Source organism: Kiloniella laminariae (genome assembly GCF_027214005.1).
GTDB classification, from domain to species: Bacteria; Pseudomonadota; Alphaproteobacteria; order Kiloniellales; family Kiloniellaceae; genus Kiloniella; species Kiloniella laminariae_A.
On the sequence record NZ_JAPWGY010000002.1, the window covers coordinates 454,573 to 472,603 of the forward strand.

19 protein-coding genes are annotated in these 18,031 nt (G+C 47.3%); 10 read left to right on the forward strand and 9 right to left on the reverse strand.

Translation table 11 applies throughout. The features are described from left to right. The first annotated feature begins 248 nt into the window (after window positions 1-248). Genes flgF through flgH form a run of 4 tightly spaced genes read left to right on the forward strand, consistent with a single transcriptional unit; the run spans window position 249 to window position 3,540 of the window. Window positions 249-977 (forward strand): flagellar basal-body rod protein FlgF, encoded by a 729-nt coding sequence (gene flgF / locus O4H49_RS06850; RefSeq protein WP_269422689.1) that lies wholly within the window; start codon window positions 249-251, stop codon window positions 975-977. Between the two features lie 13 nt (window positions 978-990). Beyond that, window positions 991-1,776, forward strand: a complete 786-nt coding sequence (gene flgG, locus O4H49_RS06855) for a flagellar basal-body rod protein FlgG (RefSeq protein ID WP_020594225.1) — start codon at window positions 991-993, stop codon at window positions 1,774-1,776. 23 nt (window positions 1,777-1,799) lie between these two features. Further along, on the forward strand, window positions 1,800-2,777 hold the full coding sequence (gene flgA / locus O4H49_RS06860; RefSeq protein WP_269422690.1) for a flagellar basal body P-ring formation chaperone FlgA: 978 nt from the start codon (window positions 1,800-1,802) through the stop codon (window positions 2,775-2,777). Between the two features lie 10 nt (window positions 2,778-2,787). Next, a complete protein-coding gene (gene flgH / locus O4H49_RS06865; RefSeq protein ID WP_269422691.1) occupies window positions 2,788-3,540 on the forward strand; it encodes a flagellar basal body L-ring protein FlgH in 753 nt (250 codons plus the stop codon). 76 nt (window positions 3,541-3,616) lie between these two features. Here flgH and dksA read toward each other — a convergent pair whose 3' ends face one another. After that, a complete protein-coding gene (dksA, locus tag O4H49_RS06870; protein WP_026261735.1) occupies window positions 3,617-4,033 on the reverse strand; it encodes an RNA polymerase-binding protein DksA in 417 nt (138 codons plus the stop codon). Between the two features lie 119 nt (window positions 4,034-4,152). After that, the gene (locus tag O4H49_RS06875; protein WP_269422692.1) at window positions 4,153-4,569 is read right to left on the reverse strand and encodes a flagellar assembly protein FliX; all 417 of its coding nucleotides are present in this window, start codon (window positions 4,567-4,569) and stop codon (window positions 4,153-4,155) included. 267 nt (window positions 4,570-4,836) lie between these two features. On the opposite strand from O4H49_RS06875, the gene O4H49_RS06880 reads away from it, so the two are divergent. The 6 genes from O4H49_RS06880 (at window position 4,837) to fliW (ending at window position 10,217) form a co-directional block, all read left to right on the forward strand. Next, window positions 4,837-5,979, forward strand: a complete 1,143-nt coding sequence (locus O4H49_RS06880; RefSeq protein WP_269422693.1) for a flagellar basal body P-ring protein FlgI — start codon at window positions 4,837-4,839, stop codon at window positions 5,977-5,979. Then, window positions 5,979-6,329 carry a rod-binding protein gene (locus O4H49_RS06885; protein ID WP_269422694.1) on the forward strand — a complete coding sequence of 117 codons (351 nt, stop codon included), beginning with the start codon at window positions 5,979-5,981 and terminating at the stop codon, window positions 6,327-6,329. The genes O4H49_RS06880 and O4H49_RS06885 overlap by 1 nt, the downstream gene beginning before the upstream one ends. Then, the gene (locus O4H49_RS06890) at window positions 6,330-6,791 is read left to right on the forward strand and encodes a hypothetical protein (protein WP_269422695.1); all 462 of its coding nucleotides are present in this window, start codon (window positions 6,330-6,332) and stop codon (window positions 6,789-6,791) included. Window positions 6,792-6,835: 44 nt separating this feature from the next. Next, window positions 6,836-8,713, forward strand: a complete 1,878-nt coding sequence (gene flgK / locus O4H49_RS06895) for a flagellar hook-associated protein FlgK (protein WP_269422696.1) — start codon at window positions 6,836-6,838, stop codon at window positions 8,711-8,713. Window positions 8,714-8,724: 11 nt separating this feature from the next. Next, a complete protein-coding gene (locus O4H49_RS06900; RefSeq protein WP_269422697.1) occupies window positions 8,725-9,645 on the forward strand; it encodes a flagellin in 921 nt (306 codons plus the stop codon). A 65-nt stretch (window positions 9,646-9,710) separates the two neighbouring features. Further along, window positions 9,711-10,217, forward strand: a complete 507-nt coding sequence (gene fliW / locus O4H49_RS06905) for a flagellar assembly protein FliW (RefSeq protein ID WP_269422698.1) — start codon at window positions 9,711-9,713, stop codon at window positions 10,215-10,217. 90 nt (window positions 10,218-10,307) lie between these two features. Here the strand turns inward: fliW and O4H49_RS06910 are convergent, their stop codons facing one another. From O4H49_RS06910 to O4H49_RS06940, 7 genes are all read right to left on the reverse strand, one after another. Beyond that, window positions 10,308-11,060 (reverse strand): class I SAM-dependent methyltransferase, encoded by a 753-nt coding sequence (locus tag O4H49_RS06910; RefSeq protein ID WP_269422699.1) that lies wholly within the window; start codon window positions 11,058-11,060, stop codon window positions 10,308-10,310. After that, entirely contained in the window at window positions 11,050-11,520 is a 471-nt protein-coding gene (locus tag O4H49_RS06915; protein WP_269422700.1) for a GNAT family N-acetyltransferase, read from the reverse strand. Before O4H49_RS06915 ends, O4H49_RS06910 begins: the two co-directional genes overlap by 11 nt. Further along, window positions 11,517-12,479, reverse strand: a complete 963-nt coding sequence (locus tag O4H49_RS06920) for a hypothetical protein (RefSeq protein WP_269422701.1) — start codon at window positions 12,477-12,479, stop codon at window positions 11,517-11,519. Before O4H49_RS06920 ends, O4H49_RS06915 begins: the two co-directional genes overlap by 4 nt. Before the next feature lie 17 nt (window positions 12,480-12,496). After that, on the reverse strand, window positions 12,497-13,459 hold the full coding sequence (locus O4H49_RS06925; protein ID WP_269422702.1) for a hypothetical protein: 963 nt from the start codon (window positions 13,457-13,459) through the stop codon (window positions 12,497-12,499). 25 nt (window positions 13,460-13,484) lie between these two features. After that, window positions 13,485-14,183 (reverse strand): WbqC family protein, encoded by a 699-nt coding sequence (locus O4H49_RS06930; protein ID WP_269422703.1) that lies wholly within the window; start codon window positions 14,181-14,183, stop codon window positions 13,485-13,487. A 35-nt stretch (window positions 14,184-14,218) separates the two neighbouring features. Beyond that, window positions 14,219-15,304, reverse strand: coding sequence for a class I SAM-dependent methyltransferase (locus O4H49_RS06935; protein ID WP_269422704.1), 1,086 nt, complete (start codon window positions 15,302-15,304; stop codon window positions 14,219-14,221). 74 nt (window positions 15,305-15,378) lie between these two features. Beyond that, window positions 15,379-17,718 (reverse strand): tetratricopeptide repeat protein, encoded by a 2,340-nt coding sequence (locus O4H49_RS06940; RefSeq protein ID WP_269422705.1) that lies wholly within the window; start codon window positions 17,716-17,718, stop codon window positions 15,379-15,381. Window positions 17,719-18,031: the final 313 nt, after the last annotated feature.

Consider the following 18,031-nt stretch of genomic DNA (forward strand, 5'->3'; position numbering starts at 1 on the left):
TATACGAAAAGTGTTAATATCTGCTCAATCCCCAAAGGCTTTCTTGTCTGATGATTGATCTGCTCAAGAGAACAGATATATTTTTCCATAGGCAGTGGCAAAAGTTTCCACCCCGAGAAAATACTGCAGTCCTAAATCAGATATCTGCTTACTAAAATTATCTCATCCCTTTGTAAATCAAAAGAAACCAAGCCTGGCATATATCCTGCATAACTATTACCGAACCACGAAGGCAAGGAATATCCAGGATGGAAAATTCAGGTTATATCGCTCTATCAAGACAGATGGCACTGGGCCGTGAAATGTCCATTATTGCCAACAATGTCGCCAACATGAATACCAACGCTTACAAAGGCGAAGGGATGATGTTCGTCGAATATCTTGATAAGACCAAAACCGGAGAACGTCTCAGTTTTGCCCAGGATCTCCGACTGGTACGCAACCTTGCCGAAGGACAGTTACAGACCACTGATAACCCCCTGGATGTCGCGATAACCGGTGATGGATACTTCACAGCAGAAGTCAACGGAGACCAGCGTTACACACGGAACGGATCTTTCCATCTAAGCCCCGAGGGTACCTTGGTCACAACGGGTGGTTATAACGTTCTGGGTCAAGGCGATGCTCCGATCACCTTTCCTCCTGGGGCAACGGATATAACCATTACCCGGGATGGCAGCATCAGTGCCAGCAGCGGACCGATCGGAAAGCTGAAACTTGTCAGCTTTGAAGACGAACAGCTCCTGGTCAAGGAAGCCGGTGGCCTCTTCAGTACAGCGGATAACCAGGAAGCAATTGAAGATGCACCTGGAGAGATTGTCCAGGGGGCGGTCGAAGGATCGAACATCCAGGGGATCATCGAGATGTCGCGCATGATTGATACAACGCGCAGTTATGAGTCCATGGCCAAATTCATTAACGGTGAACACGAACGTCAGCTCAAGGCTATCCAAAGCCTGGCGAACATGAGAGCATAGAGGGAACAGCAAAATGAGATCGTTAAACATCGGCGCAACCGGAATGCTGGCCCAACAACTCAATGTCGAGGTCATCTCCAACAACATCGCCAACCTCAGCACCACCGGGTTCAAGCGCCAGCGCGCTGAGTTCAGTGACCTGCTTTATCAAAACCTTCGACGCGTCGGAACGAACTCTTCAGACACCGGAACCGTTGTCCCCACAGGGATTCAGCTGGGTCTCGGCGTCAAACCCACCGCAACCTATCGCATCACTTCCCAGGGTGAGATGCAGATAACCGACAACTCTCTTGATGTCGCCATCAACGGAGAAGGTTATTTCAATATCGAACTCCCTTCGGGAGAAACAGGTTATACCCGCGCCGGGGCTTTTCAGCTTTCTCCCACAGGCGACATTGTGACCCCTGATGGCTATACCGTTCAACCGGGCATCAATGTACCTACCAACGCCGTATCCATCAGTATCAACGCCTCCGGGGAAGTCTACATCAAGCTCGACGGCCAGGTGAATGCAACACTTGCCGGCCAGTTTGACCTGTCAATCTTCCCCAACGAAGCTGGACTGGAAGCTATCGGCGACAACAACTACCTGGAGACGGCAGCCTCCGGTGCCGCAACAACAGGGTCTCCGAACTCAGTGGGTTTTGGCTCCATGTTACAGGGTGCTCTCGAAACCTCGAACGTAAATGCGGTTTCTGAAATCACCAGCCTGATTACTGCCCAACGAGCCTATGAGATGAACTCGAAAATTATTTCAGCATCAGACGAGATGATGCGTTCAATTACGAACATTAGATAATCCCAAGTAAGGGAGTATGAGACATGCGTTTACTCAAGGTATTCCTCTTCACGACCAGCCTGGTTTTCCTGGGTCAGGCCGCACAGGCTGAAACGGCCCCAGATGCTTTCGACGGGGTTGTCAACCTGAACCGCGATATCGTGGTTGAAGGTGACATCGTTTATCTGAGCGATATTTTCTCTGGTCTGAAAGAGGAACAGAACGCCGCTATTGCGCACTCCCCCGAGTTGGGAAAAAATGTTGACCTCGACGCCAGATGGTTATGGGCACTTGCCCAAAAACACGATGTCAACTGGCAGCCGAACTCTCGCTTTGACACCACATCGGTCAGTCGTGCCGGTCAAAAAATTGATGCTGATCAGATCAAAAACAGTGTCGAGGTTGCACTTTTAGAACAGGGGCTCGCCGATGGACACCAGATCGAATTCGACCTGAAGGACCGCGCCCTGGAAATTCCGGCAGAAATTGAAGCAACCCTGCGTGTCGAGAGCATTAACTATCGTGAAGGCCAAAGTCGTTTTTCTGCTCAGATCGTTATCCCTGCAGAAGGCCGCCCTGTGATTACCAAGGTTGTATCAGGCTATCTCATCAAGGTGGTGAACGTTCCCGTGCTCAACCGTCGACTGAGCAAGGGAGATATTATCCGTGATCACGATATCAACTGGATCACCCTTAAATCGACCAAGTTGAGCAAGAATGCCATAACCGATCTGGAAAGCTTGATCGGCATGACTCCCAAGCACTCTATCAAACCAGAAAGCGTCATCCGGACCAACGACCTGGACACACCAAAGGCCGTCAATAAAAACAGCCTGGTGACAATTCAGCTCAACAGCGGCCCGTTAGCCCTCAGAACTCAGGGGCGTGCGCTTGACAGCGGGGCCATGGGCGACGTCATCAGAATATTGAACACTCAATCCAATACAATTGTTAACGGTACAGTCACCGGTGAAGGGCTGGCAACAGTTCAACTCATCAGTAGCACGATCGTCGGTAACTAGGAGAACACTCATGTCTCACTTATTCAAAGCCACATTAGGCAAAGGTGCTGTTGCCGTCCTTATCGGCCTGTCCCTGACAGCCTGTAATGCTCTGAGCCGGATTTCCCAGATCGGTGAAGAACCGAAACTCAGTAAAATCGAAAACCCGGCTCCTCCTCAACCAATTTCGCTGCCGATGCCGGCACCACAGGTTGCTGAACGCCAGCCCAACTCGCTATGGCGCCCCGGATCACGCGCGTTTCTGAAAGATCAACGCGCAGATCAGATTGGGGATCTCTTGACAGTCGTGATCCAGATTGCCGACGAAGCAAAAGTATCCAACACGACAGAGCGAACACGGGCGAGCGCTGAAGGGGCCGGTCTTTCCAGCTTCCTCGGGTATGAAACCGAATTGGGCCGTGTCTTTAACGACAATCTCAATCCCGCTTCTCTGGTTGATGCTGACAGCAGCAGCTCATCAAAAGGCGTTGGTTCTGTTGACCGGAATGAAAGCATTAAACTGCGTGTTGCGGCTCTGGTGACCCAGGTCATGCCCAACGGTAACCTGATCATCTCGGGGCGTCAGGAAGTCCGTGTAAACTACGAAGTCAGGGAACTTCTGGTCTCTGGAATGATCCGTCCTGAAGACATCACATCAACCAACACAATCAGTTATGACCAGATTGCGGAAGCCCGCATTGCTTATGGCGGGCGGGGACAGCTGAGCGACGTTCAGCAGCCAAGATACGGTCAGCAACTCTACGATATCATCTTCCCCTTCTAGGATCGAAGATCTGCACAACAAAAAAGGACCGGCTGGTTTTCCGCCGGTCCTTTTTCATATTGTATTTCCTGGAATGTTAATCGTCCCGATGAACTTTTTCCATTCGTTCGTGCTGTTCCTGGGCCTCAAGGGTCATCGTTGCGATAGGGCGTGCCTCAAGCCGCTTGATATTGATCGGCTCACCCGAAATTTCACAATACCCATACTCGTTTTCGTCGATACGTCTCAGGGCCTCGTCAATCTTGCCGATCAGCTTGCGTTCCCGATCGCGGGTACGTAACTCCAGGGCCCGTTCGGTTTCGGAAGAGGCCCGGTCAGCAAGATCCGGTTCCTGAAGTGTCTCATTTTGAAGTGATTGCAGTGTTGCAGAGGATTCAGCGAGCAGCTCCTCCCTCCACGCCAAAAGTTTCTGCTTGAAGTACTCCAGCATTGTCGAGTTCATAAACTCTTCGTCTTCTGACGGACGATAATCATGCGGAAGAGGTATCGTCATGGCAACGCCCCTAGTCTATTGGCAATTTTCGGCGTGCAGTATATGCGATTTGACTACAACGACAAGTTCGTCCTGAATAAATTATGCAATTTTGAATTATATTAATTAAAAACAATATCTTACCGTCCAAGCTTAGCCAATTCAACAGCTGCTCTGACTTCTATTTCATTAAGAATTTCAAGGAGTCGAGGATCATCGACCTCCTCTCTGCGCTTGGCAACAAGCGATTCGATGCGTTCCAGGCGACGAATTGGAATCGTCCCCAAAAGCAAGCCGATGCGCAACTCATCAAGTTCGTCAAGAATGTTCTCTGCGTGACGTTTCGCCTTTTGGCGTCCAGTCAACGCATCCGGTACTTCTTGTATGGAAAGCAAGCCACCGAGACTACTGGTTCCAGAAACTCCACGCGCGCTTACGGGAGCGTCATCCGAGCCCGTTTCCAGTGCTTCGCTAAAACTTCCACTTGCACTGCCGGTCTTTTTCTTGGAACGCGCCCCCGATGTCGAAGTGACGGAAGAACCCGTTTGTATCTTCATATCAAGTCCATAAAAGTTTAATCCCGCTCTGTTTTGCCTCTGGTCAGAAAATTGTGACCAGAGCCCCGGCAAGATTTACCAAGTTGACAGAGCCATTGTTACCCATCTGGTAACCAGAAGTAAAACAATCCCCTGAATTTTGGCAAATACCAGCCATATTCAGCAGTTCCCTATATTGGCACGAAAATCGCATAACGTACACAGAACATTCTTGATAATTATGAAAATCATCTTGTTTTCATATGCTTTAACCAAGTGAGTAGCGAAATGAGCCGACTGCATCACCTTAGCGTCCTCGCCAGAACAACAGCCCTCGTTTGCGGACTGTTTGCCTGTATGGCCGCGATTAGTGGAGAGGCTGCTGCTCAATCCAGAATCAAGGATATCACAAATTTCGAAGGCATCCGAGATAACCTTCTTGTCGGATATGGACTGGTTGTCGGCTTAAACGGCACGGGCGATGATATCGGGGATGCCGTCTTTACCCGGGAAAGCCTGATTGGGGTCCTCCAGCGCCTGGGTGTCAATGCCCGTGACGACGATTTGGACACTGACAACGTGGCTGCCGTTATGGTCACAGCCAATCTGCCCCCTTTCTCGCGTCAAGGTAGCCGGATTGACCTGACTGTCTCTGCGATCGGTACATCCAAGAGCCTTCAGGGGGGCACCTTGCTCGTCACCCCTTTGATGGGTGCCGACGGCGAAGTCTACGCCGTTGGCCAGGGACCGATAGCCATCAACGGCTTTAGCGCCGGCGGCAACGCGGAAACAATTACCCGGGGCGTTCCGACTGTAGGGCGTATCTCCAACGGCGCCATTGTTGAGCGAGAAATCGACTTTGATCTCAAAGAACTGCAGAGCGTCAAGATCGCCTTAAAGAACCCCGACCTCACAACGGCACAACGCATTGCTGATGCGATCAATCAGCAACTCGGTGGGAACAGCGCAAGCAGCACAGATCCCTCAACAGTTCAGGTCAATGTTCCGGACCGTTATCGGGGCAACACAGTCGCGATGCTTACGGATATCGAGCTCTTGCCTGTTCGGGTTGATTCTCCGGCAAAGGTCGTTATCGACGAAAAATCAGGAGTCATCGTGATCGGAAACGAAGTACGCATCAGTACAGTCGCGATTGCCCAGGGCAATCTGACTGTCAAGATCACCGAGACCCCGCAAGTCAGTCAGCCCAACGCCTTCTCCAATACCGGAAACACAGAAGTCGTAGACCGGACCCAGATCGAAGTGGACGAAGACAGTGATCGTCGTCTCGCCGTCCTTCCTTCGGGGGTCACTCTGCAAGAAGTTGTGAACGGGCTCAATGCTCTGGGTGTCGGACCACGAGACATGATTGCAATCCTGCAAAGTATCAAGGCCGCTGGCGCCCTGCAAGCCGACATCGAGTTACTGTAATGAACATAGAAACCGGAAATTTCGCCACTCAATCCATGGCCCAGAATTATATGGATGGTGCACTTGGGAACAACCTGTCTGAAAAAGCAGCCGCTATCTCTCGTATCAACCCCAAAAACGAGCAGGCTGCCAGGGCCGCGGCTGAAGATTTTGAAGCGGTGTTTTTGACCCAGATGCTGACCCCGATGTTTGAAAGCCTTCCAACCGACGGCCCCATGGGTGGTGGTTCCGGCGAAAAGGTTTTCCGCTCTCTCCTGGTTCAGGAGTATGGCAAATCTCTTTCCAAAGCAGGCGGCGTAGGAATATCAGACGCCGTCTATCGCGAAATCATCAGAATGCAGGAGGTATAAATGTCTGCAGCAACCCTGATTAAAGATTACCCCGAAACAACCGTTCACAGTGTGATTGAAACGGTCAAGGGCCTTATAGCTGTCATGAGCCGCGAGATCGAACTCCTCCGCGCCATGCAGATCCAGGAAATGAGCCAGTTGCAAAAGGAAAAGCTGGACCTGGTCAACAGCTATGAACAGAGCACTGCACAGCTTAGAAGCAACCCTTCTTTCATGCAGCATCTCGATCCCCTGCTCAAAGAAGAGCTGCGGGATGTTATCAAGCAGATGAACCATATGGTGAAAGAAAACGAGATTGCCCTGCTTGCTGCCAAAGCCAGTAACGAGCGTCTGATGCAGGCGATTGTAACTGCAGTCAAACAGCAGAAACAGCAGGACAGTTCCAGCTATTCAAACTCAGGTATTCTGGCTGCACAATCTGCCAAATCATCTTCACCGATGCACCTCAACCAGTGCCTGTAACTGCTGATCGCCTGTGAAACTGAACAGCTGAAGTCGAGGACATCATGTCGTTATCTCTTGCTCTGAACAATGCTCTAAGTGGTCTAAGGGTCAATCAAAGCGCCCTGGCGATTACTTCGACCAACCTGGCCAACCTGAACAATCCGAACTACTCCCGCAAGGTACTGGTTCAGGAAACCCAGGTTATTGCAGGTATCGGCGCAGGCGTTACTGCTGATACAATCCAGCGTAGCGTTAACACGCTGTTGCAAAGAGATTTCAGGGAAGAAAATACACGACTGAGCGGTATCAAGACCGAAAATGATTACCTTAGTCGCATTCAGCAAATGTTCGGCACCGTCGCTAACAAAAATGCTTTGGGCGATCTGGTCAATAAATTCGCCACTTCTCTGGAGAATATTGGAAATAATCCTGAAATTTCCTCTAACCATTTTTCTGCTGTAAATGATGCCAATCAGCTGGCAAGCCGTATTCGGGATATGGCAAATACTGTCCAGCAGGAACGTATTCGCGCCGATGCTGAAATTTCACAGGCTCTGCAAGATATGAAAGTCCAGATGGGCATTATCGCAGAGATCAATGGCACGATACCTGGTCAGAAAGCACAGGGTCTTCCAACTGGCGATCTTGAAGACAAACGCGACCAGGCGATAAGCAGCTTGGCGCAATACGTGGACATCCAATACTTCCAGACAGATCGCGGTCAAATAAACGTTCTGACGGGAAGTGGCAACACCCTTGTCAGCGGGGCCTATACTGCTGAACTCTCTTTCCGCCAGACAACATACATCACCGCAAACGAGACCTATCCAACAGCACTCGACGGCATTCATTTTAATGCCGGAGGAAATCCCACTACCGCGAATGACATTACTGCCGGACTGACTGGTGGAAAGCTCGCCGCCCTTTTCGAAGCACGTGATGTCACATTACCATCGGTCACCAATCAACTAGATTTAATGAGCGCCAAACTGCGCGACGCAGTCAACCTTGCCCATAACCGTGGAGCGAATACCCCTTTGGGAAAGGGAACCGCCGCCTCTGATCCAGCAACGCTTCTGAGTTCCAGGAGCTTCGCCAACACCGCCCAAGCCATGACGCTCAGTGACGATGTCAACATGGTCCTCCTTGATGCCAATGGGGTGATGGTCGGCGGTATGGGAACGATTGTAGCGGGCGCGACGACACCTGCCGCTGTTCAAGGGCAGATAAATGCGTTTCTCGGCGCAAATGGCACCGCTCAATTTGATGCAAATGGCCGTCTCGAAATCAAGCTGAACAGCAATGTCCGTTTTGCAATGAAAGATGCGGGAACTGTCGCCAATCAGGGGGACAGTGTCGTGCAATATGATGCAAATCTTGATGGTACAACCGAGAACTACAGCGGTTTTTCCAATTTTTTTGGCCTAAACGATTTTTATGTAACACCAGAACTGACAGCAGCCACTCCTGCAGTAGCCGGGCAGGGACTGCAAAATGGTATTTCCACCAGTTTCAGGGTACGTAGCGACATCGTTGCAGATCCATCAACGATATCCCGCGGCAAGATGACAGGCACACCACCAGTGCTGCAATTAGGCAGCGGGAATAACGAAGTTGCCCTAGAACTGGCGGCAGCTTTTGAAAAAAACGAAGTCTTTGACAGCATTACAAACGGCCCCAGCAGAAGCACCACAACACTGGCTGGATATGCAGGGGTTATGCTGTCCTACAGCGCAACAACTGCACAGGCGTCAAATAACGCTCTGCAATTTCAATCCACTCTGACCGGAGACCTCCAGGTCAAGATGCAAAACGAGTCCGGCGTTAATATGGACGAAGAACTTGCCAATATGGTGGTCTTTCAAAACGCCTACAACGCCGCGGCAAGAGTAATACAGATTACAGGTGAAATGTTCGACACCGTTATCGAGCTGGCCTAGGAGATAAAGACATGATTCGTGTATCCAGCTATGCCCAAAACCAGGTCCTGCAGGCAAACATGGCCTCCACACAGGCCAAGGTTTCTGATAGAACCGTGCAAATTTCCAGCGGCAAGGTTACCCAAGAATATACCAATATTGCCTTGCAGTCTCTGGAATTGGTCAGCCTGCAACGCGACAACATACGTACAACTCAGTTTGAGAAAAATGTCCAGTCCACAGAAACCAGACTGGAAATTATGGAAACGAATCTAACAACGGCGACTGAGCGTATTACAAAACTGCTCGGGGATATCCTGAACGGTCTGAATGGTTCCAACATCCAGGAAATTCCTTTTGAAGAATTTGCACGGGGGTTTCGTTCAGAGTTAACCGCTGTGTTCAATGCGCAACATGAAGGACGTTATCTTTTTTCAGGTAGCTTAACTGACACTCCCCCCATTGATGTCAACGATGTTGCCTATACCCCTCAGGCTGGTCTCCCGGGAGTGTTTACAGCTGATTTTGATTACTATCAGGGTGACAATGTCAAATTGGGTAACCGGATTGATCAGGACACGACCCTTGCCTATGGCATCACAGGTGATGATCCTGCTATTGAAAAACTGCTTCGCGGCCTTTCCTATGTTGAATATGCTGGCCTTAATGATGACACCTCTGTCCTGCAAGAGGCCTATAACCTTCTGCAGCAGTCACTGGACGGGATATCTTCCATGCGCAGCCAGATCGGGGCGCAACTCTCCGTTCTCGACAGTTCAAAAAAGAATCACGCCGATTACAAGACCTATGTACAAAACACGATATCCAGCATTGAAGATGTAGATATCGCCGAAGCAACCAGCAGGTTGGCTTTTGATCAGGTGCAACTCCAAGCTTCTTATATCAGCCTTACCAGGATCAATGAAACCACCTTGCTAAACTACATCCGATAAGTCTTTGTGAAGTCACGCTTACCATTCGTTAATCATGGTTGCCTATTGTAACGGGAAGGCCCATTATGCTGAATATCAGTCCTAATTACAAAGCGCAGGATTTCGTCGGAACAACAATGCCGAAAACCGTAGAAGCATCAAAGAATATTATTACCCTGAAAACCCGTTTCGGCGTGATGGAGCTGGATCGCGATCGCGCAATCAAAATGCCGCAGGGGGTCGTCGGGTTTTCTGAATACAAGGAATTTGGCCTTACTGTCCCGGTTCACCCCGTCCTGGAGGGCTTCACGCTCATGCAATCAATCCAGGAAGCTGAGTTAACCTTTATATTGAAGCCCTACGATCTACAAAGTGGCCTGATCAGTGATACAGATCTTGCTGGTGCAATTCAGCAATATGCAATTGCCCCTGAAAACGTCGCAATCATGCTGATCACCACGCTTAGACAGACTGCCGACGGCTTACGTAAAACAGTTAATATGCGGGCACCGGTCCTGATCGACACTCAGCGCCAGATGGCGTGGCAGCATATCCTTAGTTCAGAGGACTACAATGTCCGTCACAACATATAAACATTAATTTTATTAATAGATTACAGAAAAATTTGACTGATTGATCCTGAAGAGATGATGCTAAAATATCAACTCACCTGGCAGCCCTTTTTAAGAGGCTGGTTCTCCTTTTTCACAGAGCAGAAAAATGCTGGAACATAGGTCCGGATACTGCTGCCCCAACTGATAGCATCCCTCCAGGTACGCCTCTGTAATAATTTCTGTTTGTAACAGTTGATCCCATTGAAAATTTGCCAGGGCTTTAAAAAAAATCCCTGATCGGTAAACAACCCTTAATCCTGCTGCAACAGCATCCCTTTCCAGAGTATCAAGGCTATAGGTACAACGATGTCCATGCGCTTCTTCAGCAGGCGTTACAGCCGCGTTATGCGAAATCAATTTCATCTTGACAGCTATCTGTCTTGAAGGGGCATTTGCATTTGGACAAACAAGGAAAAATTTTCCACTGTCATTTAACCACTCGTTATTGACTCTTTTCAACACAGCCACTGGATCATCAAGGTGTTCCAGCACATGTGTCATCACAATATTGTCGTATTTTTTGGGAAGAGAAGCGTCTTCGAATAGAGATTCTATATGCTGGACCTTCCCAGGAAGCCGCTTTTTTGCTTCAGAAATTGCCGCTACTGAAGCTTCGACACAAGTAATATCCGTAAAATAATCAAGAAACCTACGGGTAAAATCACCTTTAAAACTTCCCAGTTCCAATAGGCTTCCGGGGGCAAAGAAAGGCGCAAAAGATTTGATCATAAAGGGATGCATAACATCGAAATCAAAGTTATAGGCGTATTGATGTCCTGCTGCGTCCTTCAATTCCGCATCATAATCGCGTTCATTTTTCATGATCAGCCTTCTTTAACAAATTCAAGTGCATGACAATAGAGTTTTTCCTGTTGTCCCTAAGCTCAAAACCATGTCGCCGATAAAGATTTGTCGCCCGCAGATTATCCTCTGAAACTTCCAGTTCGATTGCAGCAAATCCCAACTCTCTCATTCGATCACAAATCTGGCCAAGCAGCTCTGAAGCAATCCCTTTTCCCTGGAATTCCGACAAGATACTGACACTGGTAATATACGCAGTATCTACTTCAACTGCATTACAATAAACCGCAATCATTCCCACAAGCCGCCCCTCGGCCCAAGCCTCGAACCTTACAGCGCGCTTCACAATTTTTTGCGTATAGTCAGTCAAGACAACCCGATCACTCAAACGGGGAATAAAAGCATCATCGCAGAGCTGAAAATGAACGAGTACTTCTGAATATGACGCCCGGTTCTGATGATAAACGACAGCTTTATTCATCGTTCCAGAACAGCCAGTCCAAAGCCACAGCGACCAAACTCATTACCATTATAAAGTAGAAATATATTCCCATCGCAGTCAAAAACATGGGGATAGCACTGCATCTCAGAATCCCACTCCCCATCACCACCAATCCCCGGAGTAAGCATATCGTCATCGCGTATCCAGTTCTTGAGATCATCGGAATAGGCATGACCCAAGCGATATCCTCTATTTTTGTTTTGTCTGAAATCAAAAGAATGACGATAACAAAAGAGCATATGAAACCGCCCTTCTATCTCCACAACAGAGGGAAGGGCCTGGCTTTCATCCTGCCCCAATTGATCGACAATAATTTGGCGCCCTTCTTCTTTTTGCCAGTTAATACCATCTTTCGAAACAGCGTGCCCAATTTTGTACGTCCGGTCAGCAAAGGTATTGGGTGTGTATTCCTTCCAGCCAGTACCAAACATGTACCACATATGAAAGACCCCGTTGACCACCTTGACAAATCCATCTCCAACCAGGCTAGGCTCTCTTAATGAGGCGGACAAGATCGGTCCCTTGCCATAACGTTGAAATGTAAGACCAGAATCATCACTTACAGCCAACCCAATCCCCGTTTCTACAGACACGGATCTTCGGCGGCTCCATCCACAGGTATAGCCATAAACAAGATCTCCCCAGCGCACGACATTCATCGGGAATATACCATGCTCATCAAAGCACCCCAGTTCTCCCAAAGGAAGAACTGTCTGGTCTGAGACCTTGATAATTTCCTTAAAGTTTTTATCCATATCGACAAAAGCGACATGGCTCAGATATTTTGCTGTCTGTTTGTCAACGACCCGTGTCGAAAAGTAAATCCTGATATAATCATCAAAGACAAGAGCCTGTGGCGATTGGGCAAATTGCGTACAACCATTTGGTAACTTGTGGTCCGTGGGATCGAAAATTTTCCCTCTCTTTACCCACCTCATCTTCCTCTCTAGTTTCGTCACAAGGTACCTTCCAGTTCAGCCAATCCGAACCCCTGTTTCCCAACATCGTTTCCGAGATAGAACATATAAACCCTGCCATCCAGCTCAAAGACGTGTGGATAGCTTACCATCTCGGAATCCCAGCCTTCGACCGAGATATCAAGACCGGCCTTGTCATCTTCCCGGATCCAATCTGTTAAATTAGAACTTGACGCATACCCAATTCGATAACCGAATTCCTTCCCCCGATAATGGCTGCTGTATCGGTAGCAGAAAAACATATGGTATTTGCCGTTAGCAAAAAACACATCCGGACTGGCTTGCGCTTCATCCTCTTCCACACGGCTTTCAATCAGATCTTTATTCAGCTTGTTCCAGGAAAGGCCATCATCAGAAGTTGCCATTCGTATTTTGTAAACAGGCTCGGCACGACCATCGACCATCTTCCATTTTCGGCCCGCAATGTACCAGAGACACCATTTCTCATTGAATTTTCGAATCTTGGGACCGCTGATTACAAAAGGTTCGTCAGCTGAATATCCTAGGACAGGTCCTGGCCCCAAGCGGGTAAAGGTTTTCCCGTCGTCGTCGCTTTGCGCACAGCCGATAGCCACATTAAAAGGGACGGATTCACAACGGGTCCAGCCACCATAATAAAGCCGGATCGTCTCGTCGTCTCTACGAATGACGCTTGCGGGATAGACTCCGAACTCGTCAAATGTTCCCAAGCCCCCCAGTTCCAGGATCGGTTTTTCGCTGACATGCCTTATCCGAGAAAGGTTTTTCCGATCCAGATCAACGTATGCCGAATAACTGACATATTGCCTCTGCGCATCAGCTTCGGGACGGCAGGAAAAATACACACGCACATAATCATCAAAAATCAGCGTTGCTGGACCTTGCGCAAAAGATGACATCCAGGGGCGGCCTTCAACCTCCTGCGGGCGAAAGACAAGACCATGTTTTTTCCATCTGTACATGCGTCAAATACTCACTCTGAAAATATTATAGCAACTCAAATCGGGATTTCAGATAACCTTGTACATCGTTGAGACAGTTAAACATCAATACGTCAATGATCGACAACCAAGGTACAAACGGATCATCAAATTGCCGATAACTGAAAAGCTCGGGTTTGAGAAAATACAGCTCGAGATCCTGCTCCTGGAAGGCCTTTCTGGAATAAAGTTCCTGTCCACCAACAGGATTAAAATAGGTCGCCGCCCCAAGTTCTTTGCATAAAGCCAGAACTTTGTCCTGGCTTTGCAAATTGTGATCAATGTTCACAGTCGAGGAGATAACAACCTCCGTCGTGATCCCGAGGAAAGAACAGGTCTTGAGAAGTGAGTTATGCAAAAAATCGAATAGATTTATTTTCTCGCAACCAATTGTTTCTTCAATCAAACCAAAAGTCTCTTGAAAGAATGGCGCCTTTCGATAAGCCCCCTTAATCCTCTGCAAAAGCTTATCGCGCTCAAAGCTTTCAGCGATTTCCCTCTCACGAATATCAAGAAAATCGGAATTCCGCTTCAAGGGAAGCGAGAACAACTGGTCCCTGCCATTCAGCAGATATCTGTTTCGGTTGATCCAGCCTTTTTTTGTATATTTGATATTGTCATAAATCACAATAACATCAACTGCTTGAATCAATTGATAATAACCGATGTAAGGAAAAAAATATGGTTGCATGATTGCAACTTTCATCTTCTTGTTCCTCTCGGGCATTTCTCCAGCCACCGCTATGTAATGAGATGGATAAACAGGGATTTATCACAAACAAAACTACGTTCAATTCTATCCGCATTTGCGATCAAAAACTCATCGCCTGCCCGGCGCGGTCCGTCTCCATGCAACCAGATATAATCATCAAAAACGATCCACCCTCCGGGCATGACCATATCCAGCCATGCTGCACAGTCCTGTAAGACCATGTGATAATCATGATTTCCATCAATATGAATTAACGCAATTTGACCACTATACTTAGTCGTCCCCATAAGAGGAGACGTGACTTCTGCATTTGTTCGATAAAGTGCGGCTCCTTCAGTGGAAGGCATTCGTAAATAATTTATACCACCGATAAAGGGGGACAAAGCCGCAAGGAAACCTTCAAAAACGGGTTCCCATTTCACCAGTTCCCCTTGACGGTCCTGGATGATTTCTGGAGAGCTTTCCTGGCGGGCATGGTCCAGATCCCAGGGATCGACAACAAGTACATTTCCAACAGAATATTTTTGCGATGCCCAGGCTAGAAAATAACTCGATCGCCCCCGATAGGCTCCGATTTCCACAACATCTCCGGTTGGTAATTCCGGATAAATTGAAATAAAAGCAGCCAGTTTTTCATCTGATGTCATTCCAGGAATAATCCCTGAATACATCAACAATCCAGCAATTTCCTCAAGCAACGGTAAACCTGTACTCCCCCGGTCTCGAAGAGATGCTGCCAGCTCACTGACCTCCTTTGCCGAGCGGTAAAGTGACCGAATGTGGTTCACTTCCACTTCCCATGGTGGAGCATTTGAAAAAGCAACATCGAGCTTCCCAGAAGCACGTATCTCTGCAATTTTTTTATAAATAACAGCATGAGGGCAAAAAATTGACGAGACCTGGTAATCAGCAACGATCTTCTGCAGCTGTGCCAAGAAATTATCATCATTTATTGAAGGCAGATATACCCAGGAATCATAATACTTTGCGGCAGGATCGTTAACGATGCAAGACGACCCAATAACTTCTCGCCCGAGGCCATCGACCTTGCTTTTATAAGAGAGTGCTTCATTCGATCCGCCAGGTAAAATGAGTTCTTTATATCTACTTTTCATACATTTAGCATTCCGAATACCGATACAAAGGCGAAGAACATAGAAAAAATCTTATCGTAATAGACATGAGAATATCATCCTTCGATTACAATATGCTCATTCTGTTGCCCCTTACAGTATCTATCCCACATTATCGTGTAAGCCTGCTCCAGAGCTGAACAGGAGCGTTTGCCACTGCCTGCAATTTCCTCTTTGTACGTCTTTCTTAAGTCCAAACGAACGTTATCAAGATGAGGAAGTCTCTCGGCAATCCCCACTGCCTTGTTAATGTATTCGGAAATATCATGAGAAATCAGTTCTTCATGCCCAAAGTATCTGAGTAGAGAGGCCCCGATATTCTCTTGTAGTGCACGCCCTCCCTTAAGGGCAATAAAAGCTCGTCCCATATAAAGCATATCAAGAGATGTCGTCGCACCATTAAACGGGAAAGTATCAAGGCCGATGTCAACTTCATTGATTTCTTCTAGATACTCGAGATAGTCCCCTCTTTCTCTGAATATCAAACGCTCCCGGTCTACCCCTACAGCTTTCAGGCTCGCAAGCATTTGCTCCGTAAAGTGATCTCCCTCTGCGCCACTACGCTTAACCAGAAGACGTGAGTCCGGTACCCTTTCCAAGATACGTGCCCAGGTTTCGATACAGTTTTTTGAAATCTTATGTGAACGGTTGAAACTACCAAAGGTTACATACCCGTTTTCTTGGAATGGCAAAGGCTTGGTTGAAATATTCTCGGCCCCTTTTCTGACATTATAGCTCGTGATCCCGGGAAGATGAACCAACTTCTCGGAAAACAGATCTGCGTCTGAAAGCGGCACAGTGATAGCCTGGGTAATAAAATAATCGATAGAATCAAGCCCGGTCGTTCCAGGATATCCAATATAGGTCGCCTGGACGGAGGCCGGTTTCCGGCTTAAAGCCTTCAAACGATTGCCTGAAGTATGACCAGATAGATCAATCAAAATATGAATACCGTCATCAACAATTTTTTGAGAGAGATCGGCATCACTCAGATCCGCGACATAGGCGAGTTGATCACAGTTTTCTTTTATCTCCTTGGTAACGGTTTCAGAGATATTCCCTTTTCTTTCAATTTGGGAGTAAAGGTAAATTTCAAATTTCTCACGATTATGGTGCTTAACAATAGGCAGCCAATAATAGCTCACGACGTGATCACCAAAATCCCCGGAGATATAGCCAATCCTGAGTTTTGTGTCTTTATTTTTGGGGAAATTGTATTCTTTTACTCTTTGGTCCCCAGTCGCAGCGTGCAGTCGTTGCCAATCCCGCGCTTCGTTATAGTGCTCGACAGGATCACTACCTGGTGTCTGCAGCAGGGTGAATAAAACATTACTGTGATATTCACTTTTCTCCGGGGCGAACTCTAAAGCTTTTCGATAATACTCAATCGCTTTTTTGCTCTCGCCAAGATGTTCATATACAAACCCGATATTATTATAGCATTCATGATATCCAGGTTTCTTGGCAATCGCTTTATTGTAATAAATCTCTGCTTCTACAAATTCATTTAGCTGCTGACATGCAACCGCATAATTAAACAACAGTTCTGCATCCTCTTGATCCCGAATAATCGCCTTCTTCAAGATGCCTTTTGCTTCGTTGTTAATCGCATTATCAGCAAGGAGAACCCCAAAAACCTTTAAGACATGAAGGTTATCAGAGTTCGCCTCGTAAGCCGCAGCAGCAAGCTTTAAGGCCTTATCCTTGTCACCTCTATCTTTATATATTTTACTCAGAACCAGTAAATCCTTCTCGCGATTAGTCGCTTTTCCCAGATCATTGGAGACGACGTATTCTGCTTCCTCCAAGCGTCCTAACTGAATAAGACATTTTGCCACATCACAACGACAGTTGCTATCAAGCGGCCTCTTCTCATAACAAATTCGATAATGTTCTAGAGCCTTATCCTCGTGTCCTAAATTTTTAAAACATCCCGCAGCCAACTGGTTGCAAATAAAATTATCCTTGTCTTCAGCTAAGCCTGATAAATATGCGCCAAGGGCAGTTTCCGTCTCTTGAATTTCTTGGAAAGAATTACCGAGCTGAATCCATCCTTCAATAAAATCAGGCTTCAAGCGAAGACAAAAATCAAAACATTCCGCAGCAAGATCAAAAGCCCCTGCTGTTTGGAAAAATACGCCAAAATTGTAGTAATCAAGATGCTGAACAAACTTGAGACGAGAAACGCCATCAAAAATTTCGCGGAAAACTGACGTATTCCCATCAAGTAAAAACTTGATGGACTGAGAAAAGACAAATACCGGGTGTACTGGTTTACGTTTTAAAAATCTATCGGAGATTTCGAAAGCTTCTGGGAATCGTTGATTATTCAAAAATTGCATTACATTTTCAGCAGCAATTTCGATTTTATAGTTAAATTTCCCTCCTGGCCTCACCCAACACCCCTCCTAAAAATCATGTACAGAGAAAATTACCACCCCATATTACCCGCTTGAAAGCAAACAAGGTTTCACTCTCAAGCGTTATCATATTCCGCCTTTAAAAGCCACAGCTACTCCCAAGGTAACGATCATCAATGATTGTAAAATAAGAACCGAAAAATTTTATTCGCAGGCTTTAGCTCGCTTCCCCAGACCACATGCTGTCGGGATTAATCTTGGAAACGAGAATAAAGGGGAAAGCTGCCTTGCAACTAGATAATGAGACACATTTTCCTAGATAATATATTTTACATAATACGTTAAGCTA

Excerpts from the sequence above, each read along its gene's own strand:
- flgF (WP_269422689.1), top strand. The coding sequence starts at position 249 with ATGGAAAATTCAGGTTATATCGCTCTATCAAGACAGATGGCACTGGGC.
- flgG (WP_020594225.1), top strand. The coding sequence starts at position 991 with ATGAGATCGTTAAACATCGGCGCAACCGGAATGCTGGCCCAACAACTC.
- flgA (WP_269422690.1), top strand. The coding sequence starts at position 1,800 with ATGCGTTTACTCAAGGTATTCCTCTTCACGACCAGCCTGGTTTTCCTG.
- flgH (WP_269422691.1), top strand. The coding sequence starts at position 2,788 with ATGTCTCACTTATTCAAAGCCACATTAGGCAAAGGTGCTGTTGCCGTC.
- dksA (WP_026261735.1), bottom strand. The coding sequence starts at position 4,033 with ATGACGATACCTCTTCCGCATGATTATCGTCCGTCAGAAGACGAAGAG.
- O4H49_RS06875 (WP_269422692.1), bottom strand. The coding sequence starts at position 4,569 with ATGAAGATACAAACGGGTTCTTCCGTCACTTCGACATCGGGGGCGCGT.
- O4H49_RS06880 (WP_269422693.1), top strand. The coding sequence starts at position 4,837 with ATGAGCCGACTGCATCACCTTAGCGTCCTCGCCAGAACAACAGCCCTC.
- O4H49_RS06885 (WP_269422694.1), top strand. The coding sequence starts at position 5,979 with ATGAACATAGAAACCGGAAATTTCGCCACTCAATCCATGGCCCAGAAT.
- O4H49_RS06890 (WP_269422695.1), top strand. The coding sequence starts at position 6,330 with ATGTCTGCAGCAACCCTGATTAAAGATTACCCCGAAACAACCGTTCAC.
- flgK (WP_269422696.1), top strand. The coding sequence starts at position 6,836 with ATGTCGTTATCTCTTGCTCTGAACAATGCTCTAAGTGGTCTAAGGGTC.
- O4H49_RS06900 (WP_269422697.1), top strand. The coding sequence starts at position 8,725 with ATGATTCGTGTATCCAGCTATGCCCAAAACCAGGTCCTGCAGGCAAAC.
- fliW (WP_269422698.1), top strand. The coding sequence starts at position 9,711 with ATGCTGAATATCAGTCCTAATTACAAAGCGCAGGATTTCGTCGGAACA.
- O4H49_RS06910 (WP_269422699.1), bottom strand. The coding sequence starts at position 11,060 with ATGAAAAATGAACGCGATTATGATGCGGAATTGAAGGACGCAGCAGGA.
- O4H49_RS06915 (WP_269422700.1), bottom strand. The coding sequence starts at position 11,520 with ATGAATAAAGCTGTCGTTTATCATCAGAACCGGGCGTCATATTCAGAA.
- O4H49_RS06920 (WP_269422701.1), bottom strand. The coding sequence starts at position 12,479 with ATGAGGTGGGTAAAGAGAGGGAAAATTTTCGATCCCACGGACCACAAG.
- O4H49_RS06925 (WP_269422702.1), bottom strand. The coding sequence starts at position 13,459 with ATGTACAGATGGAAAAAACATGGTCTTGTCTTTCGCCCGCAGGAGGTT.
- O4H49_RS06930 (WP_269422703.1), bottom strand. The coding sequence starts at position 14,183 with ATGAAAGTTGCAATCATGCAACCATATTTTTTTCCTTACATCGGTTAT.
- O4H49_RS06935 (WP_269422704.1), bottom strand. The coding sequence starts at position 15,304 with ATGAAAAGTAGATATAAAGAACTCATTTTACCTGGCGGATCGAATGAA.